The organism is Bhargavaea massiliensis (genome assembly GCF_018390575.1).
Lineage (GTDB): Bacteria > Bacillota > Bacilli > Bacillales_A > Planococcaceae > Bhargavaea > Bhargavaea massiliensis.
Genome location: NZ_JAHBCJ010000014.1, coordinates 1 through 12771, shown reverse-complemented (window position 1 = coordinate 12771; position 12771 = coordinate 1). Strand labels below are relative to the sequence as shown.

The 12771-nt window shown below is 49.4% G+C and carries 10 protein-coding genes; 8 read left to right on the top strand and 2 right to left on the bottom strand.

The window, feature by feature from the left end:
- The first annotated feature begins 3 nt into the window (after positions 1-3).
- Together KHA84_RS14955 and KHA84_RS14950 are read left to right on the top strand one after the other, a co-directional pair.
- Positions 4-2790: a sensor domain-containing phosphodiesterase gene (locus KHA84_RS14955; protein ID WP_213424318.1), complete on the top strand. Its 2787-nt coding sequence runs from the start codon at positions 4-6 to the stop codon at positions 2788-2790.
- Between the two features lie 13 nt (positions 2791-2803).
- Positions 2804-4441, top strand: a complete 1638-nt coding sequence (locus tag KHA84_RS14950) for a thiamine pyrophosphate-binding protein (protein ID WP_213424317.1) — start codon at positions 2804-2806, stop codon at positions 4439-4441.
- A gap of 118 nt (positions 4442-4559) precedes the next feature.
- On the opposite strand, the gene KHA84_RS14945 is transcribed toward KHA84_RS14950, so the two are convergent.
- Positions 4560-5144 (bottom strand): hypothetical protein, encoded by a 585-nt coding sequence (locus KHA84_RS14945; protein WP_213424316.1) that lies wholly within the window; start codon positions 5142-5144, stop codon positions 4560-4562.
- Positions 5145-5265: 121 nt separating this feature from the next.
- On the opposite strand from KHA84_RS14945, the gene KHA84_RS14940 reads away from it, so the two are divergent.
- The 5 genes from KHA84_RS14940 to KHA84_RS14920 all read left to right on the top strand — a co-directional run bounded on the left by KHA84_RS14940 (position 5266) and on the right by KHA84_RS14920 (position 9778).
- Entirely contained in the window at positions 5266-6393 is a 1128-nt protein-coding gene (locus KHA84_RS14940; RefSeq protein ID WP_213424315.1) for a DUF4145 domain-containing protein, read from the top strand.
- A gap of 115 nt (positions 6394-6508) precedes the next feature.
- On the top strand, positions 6509-7693 hold the full coding sequence (locus KHA84_RS14935; protein ID WP_213424314.1) for a PoNe immunity protein domain-containing protein: 1185 nt from the start codon (positions 6509-6511) through the stop codon (positions 7691-7693).
- A 126-nt stretch (positions 7694-7819) separates the two neighbouring features.
- On the top strand, positions 7820-8563 hold the full coding sequence (locus KHA84_RS14930; protein WP_213424313.1) for an alpha/beta hydrolase: 744 nt from the start codon (positions 7820-7822) through the stop codon (positions 8561-8563).
- 211 nt (positions 8564-8774) lie between these two features.
- Entirely contained in the window at positions 8775-9341 is a 567-nt protein-coding gene (locus KHA84_RS14925) for a hypothetical protein (protein WP_213424312.1), read from the top strand.
- A 56-nt stretch (positions 9342-9397) separates the two neighbouring features.
- A complete protein-coding gene (locus KHA84_RS14920; protein ID WP_213424311.1) occupies positions 9398-9778 on the top strand; it encodes a hypothetical protein in 381 nt (126 codons plus the stop codon).
- Between the two features lie 92 nt (positions 9779-9870).
- Here KHA84_RS14920 and KHA84_RS14915 read toward each other — a convergent pair whose 3' ends face one another.
- A complete protein-coding gene (locus KHA84_RS14915) occupies positions 9871-10272 on the bottom strand; it encodes a hypothetical protein (protein ID WP_213424310.1) in 402 nt (133 codons plus the stop codon).
- A 157-nt stretch (positions 10273-10429) separates the two neighbouring features.
- On the opposite strand from KHA84_RS14915, the gene KHA84_RS14910 reads away from it, so the two are divergent.
- Positions 10430-12373, top strand: coding sequence for a DUF2075 domain-containing protein (locus tag KHA84_RS14910; RefSeq protein WP_213424309.1), 1944 nt, complete (start codon positions 10430-10432; stop codon positions 12371-12373).
- The last annotated feature ends 398 nt before the right edge of the window (positions 12374-12771 follow it).

Sequence of the window (12771 nt, the reverse complement as noted above, 5' to 3'; positions counted from 1 at the left end):
TCCATGAGGAGGTGGGGGGCAGTGAACGACCAATCCCGATACCGTCAATTAGCCAATTTGACCAAAATGATTAATACGAAACTCAACCTGAAAGAGATGCTGTCCGCCGTAACGGATGCAATTTCCCATGAAGTCTTCCAGTGTGACTCTGTCGGAATCTATCTGCCTCAGGATGACGGAACCTTCCGGGGATTCACCGGAAAGCCGGATGTCCTGAATGGCATGACACTTGATATGCATGTGATCAGCCCGGAGGATGATGCGCTTGTCCGGGAAGTGACGAAAACCAATCGGGCCGTCTACATACCTGATACGCGGGCGGATGAGCGGCCGAGCGGATGGGCAGTCGACTCGTTCCACATCCGTTCCCTTCTCGGAATGCCGATTTCTTATGGGGACGAGCTGTACGGACTCGTCTTCCTGTTTAACTATGGGCAGCCGATGAATATTACCTGTGAGCAGCGGGAAACCGTCGAAGCGTTCGTCAACATGGCGGCCGTTGCCATCCGCAACGCCAACGACCTGATCCGCAAAGAAAATCTGATCCGAGACAAACAGATGCTCCTCGACGCGAACAGCGAACTTTCACGGGCGGAAACGATGGACCAGGCAGTCCAGACTTGTTTCCGGTATGTCGGCGAATTGCTCCATAACGATGACCCGGCTGTGCATCTGCTGGACCCGGTCGCGGGGAAAAAGATCAAGCCGGCCAGGCTGTCCAAGAACAGCGATATGAATGAGGAACAATGGCTTGAAATGCACCAGGCACAGCTGGATGACCTCCTTGAAGATAAAATGTATCAGGATGCGATCCGCACGCGCAGTCCGGTTTATATCCCGGATGTGACCAAAGACAGCCGGCCCAACCAGGAAATATGCCGTTCCTTCGGAATTACCGGAATGGTGATTTTCCCGATGATCGCAATGAACGAGATTCTGGGATTCATCGCTGTGCCGAACCGTTCCGGAAAGGTCGTCGAGTATCCGGAAGCGACCATTGAACTTGCCCAGTCGGTGGTTGACATGACGGCTTCCACTTTGTCGAACCTTCTATATATCGAGAAGCAGGAGATGATCATCAACCGGCGGACAAGGGAAGTTACAGTGAAGAATGAAGAACTTCAGCGTGTTATCACCGAATTGGAATCGCTATCAAGGGAAAAAGAGCTGATCCTTAAATCGGCAGGTGAAGGGATATTCGGCATCGGCCTGGACGGCATGATCACGTTCAGCAATCCGGCCGCTTTAAAAATGCTCGGTTACTCCCGCCCCGAAGAACTGGAAGGCGAGCCATTTGATAAGATTTTTCACGGAGAAGACAGGAGCGGCAGGGAGCTTCCGCGCCATAATGACGAAGTCGGCGTTTTCCACAGAAAAGACGGCTCCGTCTTCCCGGTCGAGTATGACATTTCGTTTATCCAGGAAGACGATCAGGTTTTCGGTCAAGTGGTCATCTTCAAGGATATTACCGAACGGCGTTATCTGGAGGAAGAGATCAAGTACTACGCTTATTATGACAGCCTGACCAATCTGCCGAACCGGCTGCAGATGAAAGAACGGCTGGATGAGGCCTTGCTGAATGCCTCAAAGGACAACGAGAAAGTGGCCGTTCTGTTTCTTGATCTCGACCGTTTCAAACTCGTCAATGACACGCTCGGGCACAGTTTCGGCGATTTGCTTCTGAAAGAAGTGGCGCATCGGCTGAGTGAAGCAATCCCTGTGAACGGCATTGTTTCGAGACAGGGCGGCGATGAGTTCATGATCATCCTTCTTGATGTCAAAAACAGAAATGAAGTGATCCGTGCCGTCGGGAAAATCAACAAGGCCTTTGCAAAACCGATCCTGATCGACGACCATGAACTGTTCATCAAAAATTCAATCGGCATCAGCATGTTTCCGGAAGACGGCGATACCGCCGAGCAGCTGATCAAAAATGCCGACGCGGCGATGTATCATTCCAAGGAAGTGGCGGGCGGTAGCTATCATTTCTATGATAAAAAAATCGGCAAGCGGACGATACAAAACGTCAAATACGAAAACGCGCTGTACCGCGCGCTGGAGCGGGATGAGTTTACGCTGTATTACCAGCCGCAGATTGATTTTTGCAACAACCGGCTGTTCGGAGTCGAGGCGCTGATCCGATGGAATCATCCGGAAGAAGGTCTGGTTCCGCCGGACATCTTCATCCCGCTTGCCGAACAGACAGGACTCATCGTCCAGATTGGCGAATGGGTACTGCGTGAGGCCGTTTTCCAGCTTAAAAAATGGCACGACCTGGGATTCACAGACCTGAATATGGCCGTAAACTTATCGGCCGCCCAGTTTGAGCAGGGCAATCTGAACCGGAGCGTCAAACAGGTGCTGGCGGAAACGGGAATCCGTCCCGATCAGCTTCATCTTGAACTGACGGAAAACCAGATCATGCGTAATACGGACCTGGCCATCTCCACGATGAACAAACTGAAGGAACTGGGTGTCCAATTGGATATTGATGATTTCGGAACAGGATACTCATCGCTCAGTTATCTCCAAAGGTTCCCGATATCCACGCTCAAGATCGACCGGACATTCATACGTGATATTCTCCATGATGATGACGACCGTTCGCTGACAGATACAATCATCACAATGGCAAAAAACATGGGCCTTGAGGTGATTGCGGAAGGCGTGGAGACGGCTGAGCAGGCCGCCCACCTCGCTTCCCGCGACTGTACGCTCATGCAAGGGTACTATTTCAGTCCGCCGATACCAGCCAAAAAGCTTGAAAATGACTTCTTGACCAACAATTAAGGGGGAAAGTCCGATGAAGGCAGGCATTGCAGTTCTTGAGTTTCTGAAAAACGTTGGAATTGACCGGATATTCGGCATACCGGCAGGCAGTGTGAACGTGCTGTTTGACGGGATAAATGATTATGCCGACATCCGTCCGATCATCACGAAACATGAGGGCGCTGCAGGTTATATGGCGGCGGGATTTGCAAAGTATACGGGAGGCCCCGCAGTTGCCATCGGCTCCAGCGGACCCGGGGCGATGAACATGGTCACGCCTGCGGCAAACGCCATGCGGGAACAGCTTCCGGTTCTGTTTTTGACAGGGGCAGTGCCGAGCAGCACAGTCGGAATGAACTCATCACAAGAACTTGATGCCGCTCCAGTCTTCGCCCCGATCACCAAGTACTCCAAACTCGTCGAGCGCGGTGAAGACTTGGTGAGTGAAGTGGCAAAGGCACTGGAAATTGCTTTGGGCGGTGTGCCGGGGCCCGTACATATCGCCATGCCGCTTGATGTGCAGATGGCGGAAATCGATCCGGCCACGATTCCGGATGCAATCCGGCCAGCTCAGATAAAACCGGATTACGCAGCGGCCGGGCAAGCTGCACGGCAGATTAAAACGAATGATTCAGGCCTGATTTTCTGCGGGCAGGGAGTCAGGGGAATGGTGCCGGAAGTGATGCGGCTTTCGGAGCGGCTCGGCTGGCCGGTCGTCTCGACACCTGTTGCAAAGGGGCTGTTTAAGGATGCGCACCCCAATTTCGCGGGCGTGTACGGTTTTGCTGGGCACGAAACAACGGGCAAGCTTGTCCAGGAAGGCGACTTCGACACATTGCTGGTTCTTGGGTCAAGCCTCGGGGAGACGGCTACGAGCAACTATAATGCTGGTCTGGCCAAGGGCCGCTTTGTCATCCAATTTGATCGTGATGAAACCGTGTTCGGCAGAAAGTACCCGGTGGATCTGCCTGTCCTGGGGAATCTCTCCGATACGCTTCCGGCTATCCTGACAGAGCTGAACGTCCTCGGTACCGCTGAGAAATCTGTTAAGGTGCCTTACAACCCGGAGCGGCTAAAACCCGGGAAAGAATTCACGACGAAAAACGTCGTTCTGAAACTCCAGCAGCTGCTTCCCGAGCAGACAAGGTACGCAGTCGATATCACCGAGACCGAAGCTTATGTCATCCATGACCTGAACGTCCTTTCGCCGGATGCCTTCGACATCAACGTCCACTTCGGGGCAATGGGAAGCGGCCTGTCCGTCGGAATTGCCGCCAAAATGGCGGATCCGGAACGCCCGACGGTGATCATCACCGGCGACGGTTGCTTCCATATGCATGGGCTGGAGATCCTGACTGCGAAGGAATACGGCGTGCCTGTCCTGTTCATTGTCATGAACAATTCCCGGCTGGGTTTGGTTTATCACGGGCACAGCCTGCAGTTCAAGCGGGTCCATGAAACCTTCTCAACCCAGCCGATGGACTTCGCGAAAATGGCTGAAGGCCTTGGCATACCGGCCGCCCGTGTGGAGTCGATGGACGATCTGAACTCGGAAACCATCGGGAAACTGATGGATGAAGACGGACCGGCACTCCTCGAAATTGTCCTCATCGACGACACCCCGCCGCCGATGGGCGACCGTGTCAAATTCCTGGCCGGATTTGCGGAGTGAGCCGGGAATGACGGCCGGCTCCGTTTGGTTACATTGAGACGTTGCCATACCCGTATTTCATACACCCGAAAAACGAAAAAGCCCGGATCCGCTTTTGGATCCGGGCTTTCTCATGTCATTATTCATAAGGATGCTCTTCAAAGTATTCGGTGATCGTCCGGATGGTCAGCGTTTTAAAGTCGTCCGACACCGGCTTGCCTTCCGGGTCTGCATAGAAAGCATGGCCGTTGCGATCTACATAACCAATCCCGATCAGGCGCTCCAGAAGCTTATCCGGGAGATGTTCATTGCCGTTCACCATCATGAATTCCTCGGTTGGCGCTACGAGAACATCCAGATCCTCGTAGCCGCCGGTGATCATAACGAGATCACCGTCATGGCGTTTGACCCAATTTTCCTTGGAGCGGATGGAAATGGGGGCTTCTTCAATGGAGACAATCCCATTCAGGTTGGTGCCGAACAGATGCAGAAGGAGCGGACAAAGATGATCGGCAGTGAGAGAGGGCAGTTTTTTCAGTTCTGCCGCAAGAATTTCCCGGTTGGAGAGACCTTTCCGTTTGCCCCTGAGAACGGGAACACGATCATAGTCAAACCCGAACAAATCCTGCACGATGTCATGGACAGCATCTGCCGGCTCCCGGTCGGCGATTGCCGCAAGACGTTTCTCCATTTCGTCAATCCGGTTTAATTTTCTTTCTGCCACTTCATCCACCATCCTGAACGACTTTTGTTTCGTTTTATTATGACACAATCAGACATATTTTGTCGGCTTAGTTTTGTAAATGTTAAACTAAGTTCATTGTTAGAGAGAAGGAGCAGGCGCTGTGAACGAAAACGATGAACATTTTTATGCATTTCTGAAACATCGGCATCTCGCACTCGTGGCGGGGGAGCTGGAACAGTCGGTTTATACAAGTCCCAGGACAATGCTGACGCATGCACGGGTGCTGATCGATTCGGTCCTGCAGCTGGTCATGAAGGAGGAGGGGATTCCGGACGTACAGCACAAATCCCTGAAGGAACGTCTCGACGAAATCGACTGCCAGGGGTTGCTGACCGACGAAGTGAGGGATGCCCTTCACGACATCCGCATGGCGGGCAACCGCGCTGCCCATCAGCCGAGGGCATTCCGGGTGACCGAATCGCTCGCGGCGTGGGAACAGCTGTATATCGTCATGAAATGGTACATAGAGGTTTACGGAAATCCGACATTCACTTTCCCGGAATACCGTGACCCTTCACCGCCAAAGGAACGGGCTTTTGAACTGCCGGAGCTGGAGTCCCGCCTGGCCCGCTTGGAAGAACTGCTGAAAGAGACGTTGAGCGGTGAAGTGAAAGTAAACGCAACTGAGAAAGCACCAGCAGCCATGATCTCCCAGGAGCAGCCATTTGATGAGTCCCCCGGCTACACGACTGTCCGGCAGATCCACTATGGTGATAGAACTCTAGACGTCCCATATTTTCTCCGCGATGCTTTCCTCCTGCCACAGCGATTCGAAAAGTCGGTCCGTTTTCTTGTTAAACTCCACGGAGCCGAAGAAGCACGGATCATGAGCGAGCTGCCGGCTGATCTTGCTGGCCTTCATCTTTCGGTTACCCGGTACACAGAGAAAAATGATGAGCAGTTTTTCGGGGAGCTGGCAGAATTCATCGAAGAGGAAAAAGCCCGTCGCCGGATCCGCATCGAACGGCCGGGAGAGCTGTTCCTTTTCCATAAAGGCGACGCGATCATTGTAACGGAGGCGCTCGCACAAGCTGAGCTGAACAAGGAGAACTTCCCTTTGCTCACGCCGGGGTTTATCCGCCAGCTGAGAGAATCGGGTATCCGGCAGGCCGGCCAGCTACCGCAGGAACTCGTCATCCTCGCCAAGTACAAAAATGTCGGGGCAGGGACGATTGAAAAGCTGTTCGAAGACCTAAAAAACACCCAGAAAGAAACTGCACCAGTATAACGATGAGGCCCCCGACAACCCGTCGGGGGCTTTTTTTCATCGTACCTTGAAAGCAGAGGGAATGGTAAACTGATGGAAAGCATCGCCAAAGCTGTGGGGATTGAGGGGGATTGTCATGGAGGATCGGATCAGAGTTTTAAAAGAACGATATGAACGGCTTTACCCGGATGAAGGAACGAGCAAGCGAAAACTCAGGAAAGCGGAAAAACACCTTGAAGTCAGTCTCCCGCAGGACTTCCGGGAGATCGCATCATTCTTTGGAGGGGGACTTCTCGGGGGCATTGACCATTTCCGATTCGATATGGATGTGATGGATAAACCGGATATCGGAAATGACACGGTCAGATTCAGGAAATACCGTTCTTTGCCTGATAAATTCATCGTTCTTACTGAAGATGGAGACAGACTGATTTTGCTGGGCACAGAGACCATTCCGTCGGTTTTTTGGATCGAAAAAGACGACATCCGGAAGTTGAAGAAACAGCAGCCCGTCGAAGTGGAGGAAAGCTGGGAAACCTATGCGGATTTTTTTGAGGAACAGCTGCTGAAGGAAGAGAAAGCTCTCGCGGGCGGTGCCGCCAGCCTTTCGAAAGACGGGATCGTCCGTGATTTCCTGAGAGACAGAGCGTATTATCAACGCTTTATCGCCTATGAAGAGGAACGTATTTCGGAGTTCACAAGTCTGATCAAGCAAGTAATCAGGGAACGGGGAGAGGAGGATGAAGGTGTGCAGTACGGCTATGGTGTGGTCGCCCTTTTTTACCGCACTAAGCTGCTCGCCCTCTATTCAGCGGGATATCCACTGGATGAGATCAAAGCGTTTCTCCCGGAAGTCGTCGGCTGGATGGAGAAAATGGACGATGGCCGTTATGGCTACGACCACTACCGGGATTGCGTCCTCTTTTTGTCTTTAGCCACCCTGCTGGAAGTGGATGAAGACCTGTTTGGCCGGATCAGCCAATTTGCCTCTGTTTATCAAGAGAAGGATGCGCTGATCGACTTTCTGTTGAGTGGGGGCATCCAAAAGCCCGCAAGACGTGATTTCCTTTTTAAGCGACCTTATCGGCATCTGGAACGGGTACTGTTTGCGGAAGACAAGCACCAGAGTATTTGGGGACTGAAGGTTTACTTAAAGAAATACTGGTATGAGGAACACGATGAGGCCGCGTGGCATGATCTGCATCTTCACAGTGACGAAATCTATTATGGCTATTGGAGCTTTGAAAGTGCGGCGATCGTGAAGATCTTGGGGCTTGACGACAGCGAACTGTCGGGACGGCGGTATTATCCGTCTTTTTAGGTACCGCATTGTTAAAGAAAGATAATAGTATTATGTAAACACAATAAGCGCCGAAGAAGGAATACCAGGTGCTCTTATCGAATTGGGAAATTAGCAGATCGGCATTCCATACAGGGAGGGATTAAGATGGATGAACAGTACCCGGTGCTGAAAGGCGCCGAACCTTATTATGCAGAAGGCGGAAAGAAAGGGATCCTGGTCTCGCATGGATTCACGGGCTCCACACAAAGCATGCGACCGCTCGCCGAAGCGTTGTCGGAAGCGGGGTATACGGTTTGCCTTCCGCGCCTGAAAGGGCACGGCACCCATTACGAGGACATGGAGCGCACGAGCCGGCATGACTGGGTGGATTCGGTCGAGGAAGGCTACCGCTGGCTGAAGGAACGTTGCGACACCATTTACATGGCGGGCCTGTCGATGGGCGGAACACTGACGCTTTATATGGCGGAGCGGCATCCCGACATCCGGGCGATCGCGCTTATCAACGCAGCCATCGACATGCCGGCACTCAAGGAAGTCGGCGATCCTGAAGAGATCCGCTTCCTTGACGCGATCGGATCGGATATCAAGAAGCCGGACGTCACTGAACTGGCTTATGAAAAGACACCGGTCAAATCGGTTAAAGAAATCCTCGCTTTAATGGAAGAAGTGCGAACAAGCCTGAGTGATGTCAAGTGCCCGGCGCTCATCCTCGTATCTGAAGAAGACCACGTCGTCCCTCCGGACAACTCCGAGATAATCAGTAAAGAGATTTCATCTGCCGAAAAAGAAACTGTACGACTTGAAGAAAGTTACCATGTGGCCACATTGGACAATGACCAACAGAAAATCATCGATCATATCATCCGTTTTTTCAAGAAGTATTCTTGAAAAACCCCTCTCAACACACTATAGACAGAAGAAGTTGCACAACATGAAAACTTCTTCTGTTGATATGGTACGATAGTAACCGATTGGAATAGGACCGGGCACTAGTGTTCTGCCGGCATATTTGAAGATCACGGAACAGTCCGCCCGGTACCGGCATCAGGATGGGCTGTTTACATAAGTTAATCGTAGGTCTCGTGGGAGTGGATTTAACGTGAAGAAAACAGCAATTTTATTGACACTGGCATTCCTGCTGGCCGGATGCAGTGAGCAAGCGGGCAAGAACGAGACACCTGCGGAGGTACACGAGGAAGCAACTGAACAGAAAAAAGCCACGCCTGTCGAGATGCAGCTTCTTAAGGCTGATGAAGAAAACGGCGTGACACTGGAAAATGAGATGTACCAGCAACTTGACGATTTCCTTAATGACAATCCCAACATCGGGGTGGCAGATGACTTTAGCGTTCACCCGCTGACCTTGGCGAACCAGTCGGATGCCGGCCAGGTGATGTTCTTCCTCGGTATCAACCGTCTTGACCAACCGATTAAAAACATTACATTCGACTATTCCCTAGGCATGGATACGGCCGAAGGGGTCAAGTATGCCCTGAAAAATGAGCGGGTTGAGCTGCTGGAGCCGTTTGCCGGAACCATCCAGCCCGGACATGCCATTCCGTTCACTGTTCCCATCACGCCTGAAGGTGCTGAACGGCTCCAGTCCATCACCGAGGACAACAAAGTCGTCGAACTCGAGAACGCGGATTTTGAACTGGTAAAGTAACCAACGGATTTTTGAAAGCCGTAAATCCGTACAACACGAAAGCGGTGGCATCGGAAGTGAACTTCCTATTCAAGAAAAACTGGACGATCGTCAAAGAAATCGCCTGTGAAGCAAAACGGAACTGGGGCATCTTTATAAATCAAAAGGAACGCAAGGACAAGTTCAAAGCGTTCTCCATGGTGTACTTCCCGTCTGTCTTCCTGTTGGCGTTTTTGGCGAGCTGGTACGTGGCCCTAATGTTTATCATTGTGGGAACAGTGATGGGAATCTTCCTCGGAACTACGGAAAGCCCATATCTTTTCCTGTTACTGTTGCTGCCGTTTGTCGGTATGCTGACGCTCAAGCTGGCCCAAGTCTACTGGACATCGTTCTACCCGGCTTACCGGAAGGAATTCTTCAAAAAGATGAATCTCGGAACTGATTCTGCACAGCAATGAAAGGCACCCGGTGGGGTGTTTTTTATATTCAGAGAGAGACCTGCCTGTTGTAAATGGACCTCACAACGACTTCGAGCATTTGATCGGTCCACTCATTTTTCAAGTGAGGCAGGAGCAGCCGGTTTCCGAACGAGCAACCCCATGAGACAGAGCCGATAGTGAAACAAAAGTATTCCGTGGAAAAGGACAATCATTACTGCTACCAACAACGTCGGATCCACGAACAAGTGAAGCAGGAAGATATTCGCCACTATTGGGCTTAGAATAGCGATTGACAAAGGCACGAACTGATTGGCAAGCAAGAGGATTCCGCAGACGACTTCGAGAGTTTTCTCGATAAATAGAAGATAATCAAACATAAACAGCGCCATGGCTTCCGGACTGGTCGCAATAAATGGGTCATATCCAAAAAAGACGACATACCCGTTAATCCCCGCACCAAGAAAGATGCCCCCTAACAGCCATCTGTAAAGATGAATTAACCGACGGTTCATGACATCGCTCCTGCCTTTGCAGTTACAGGATTAACCTCCTAAAATCCATATGGGCACTTTAATCAATAGTTGTAGCTGCCTGTCCTATATTTTCCATGTTAGTATATAGGTAACTATTAAGGTTGTCGAAATGTCTTATAATACGGGGTGTAGACAATTGATCGTTTACGAAGCTACAAAAAAGGAGTTCCTCCATGACGTCTTTACTGATGAATTGGTCAATAGCATTTGTTCAAGATTCAATGAAAAAATTGGCAAAGTAAATGAGGCGGAAATCCGCTCCTGGGACAATTCAATGCAGTATATGTATCGGGTTCTTCACGATGACTCTATACCTGATAATTCAGGAGTTGCGATTGAATTTCGTATTCCTTATACATCTAAAAGAGTAGACTTTCTAATATCCGGGAGGACCGGTTCTCACGATTCAGTAATAATTATCGAGTTAAAGCAATGGGGAGAGGTTCAGAAGGTAGAAGGAAAAGAGGCAATCGTTAAGACATTAATTAACCGGGGTTTACGGGAAACTGCACACCCCTCTTATCAGGCTTGGTCCTATGCCGCATTAATTGAAGATTACAATCGGAACGTCCAAGATCAAAACATACAATTGAAGCCCTGTGCTTATGTTCATAACTATATCCGAAAAGATAAAGGTGACCAGTTAACTGACCCGATTTATAAATTCTACCTTGAGAAAGCACCTGTATTCTCAAAGGGAGATGCACCAAAACTTCGAGAATTTATAAAGAGGTATATCAAAACTGGAGATGACAAAGAGCTCCTATATAACATTGAAAGCGGTAGAATCCGGCCATCTAAGTCGTTGCAAGATTCTCTAGTGCAAATGTTGAAGGGAAATCGGGAGTTCATTATGATCGATGAACAGAAAGTCGTCTATGAAGAGGCGATTGCTCTTGCAAACAAAGCTCTTGAAACAGGACGCAAGCAAGTGTTGGTTGTCAGCGGCGGACCCGGGACTGGGAAGTCAGTGCTAGCAATTAATATGCTGGTGGAATTGACGCGGAGAGGATTGGTGGCCCAGTACGTCACAAAAAATTCCGCTCCTCGACATGTTTATGCAACGAAATTGAAAGGTGATTTCAGGAAAACGAGGATTGATAATCTTTTTAAAGGGTCAGGTAGCTACACGCAATCAAAGCCGAATGAAATTGATGCACTTATAATTGATGAAGCGCATCGGCTAAATGAAAAATCCGGCCTATTTCAGAATCTTGGTGAGAACCAGATCAAAGAGATTATCAATGCGACTAAGTTCTCGATCTTTTTTATTGATGAAAAGCAACGTGTCACATTAAAAGACGTTGGTTCTATCGATCATATCAAATATTTTTCTGATGACCTTGCGGCGGAAATTACACAGATGGAGTTAACATCACAATTTCGGTGTGATGGTTCAGACGCCTACCTGGCCTGGTTAGATGACGTACTTCAAATTAGAGAGACAGCAAATTATGATTTCTATGGTCTGGATTATGATTTTCAGGTTTATGATGATCCGAACACTCTTTTCGAGGAGATTGTCCGCTTGAATCATAGAAGTAATAAATCTCGGCTCGTATCAGGGTACTGTTGGAATTGGGAAAATAAGAATGATCCGGAGCATAAAGATATTGTTATTTCCGAATATGATTTCAGCATCAGCTGGAATTTGGGAAACACAGAAACCTGGGCGATTGATGATCAATCCGTTTATCAGGCTGGTTGTATCCATACCTGCCAGGGGCTGGAATTTGAATATGTCGGTGTAATTGTTGGGGGCGATTTGACTTACAAGGATGGTCAAGTTGTTACCGACTTTACAAAGCGTGCGAAAACAGACCAATCTCTTCGTGGGATTAAAAAAATGATGAAGCTCGAACCGGAGAAAGCGAAAAGAATGGCTGATGAGATTATCCGGAATACTTATAGAACATTAATGACTCGAGGACAGCGAGGCTGCTTTATTCATTGCACAGATCCGGATTTAAATGTTTATTTCAAAGAAAGGCTAGAGAGAACCCGTAGTTATCGAACTAGTATAGGAATAGATGGGATTCGAGTCGCCGAAAATCGAAGTAATTACGATCCGAAGGTTTAAAGGTGACACTATAGAAGAACAGAGTAGTGTAACTTCACAAAAACAGAATAGAGCAATCCGGTGCCGCATGCATCGGATTTTTTGATGTCGGGATAGAATATCTGTCTGCTATAAGAACCGTATAAATAGGAAGTGGAAGATGCATTGTTTCGATATGATGAGATTTAGGTGATTAAGTATTTTGACTATGGGGATTGGGGTTGCGTGTTTAAGATTAGCGGTGTATAGTTATCAACGTTGCGTTTCCAAGTAACGCGGCGAACAGAAAGATGAGAAATAGTTGTTGACGCAATCAGTTCGGCATGTTATATTAATACCAGTCGCTGAAAAACACAACGACAATTAATGAACCTTGAAAACTGAACAGCAAAACGCTGATGAAATGAGTTCCCGATCCC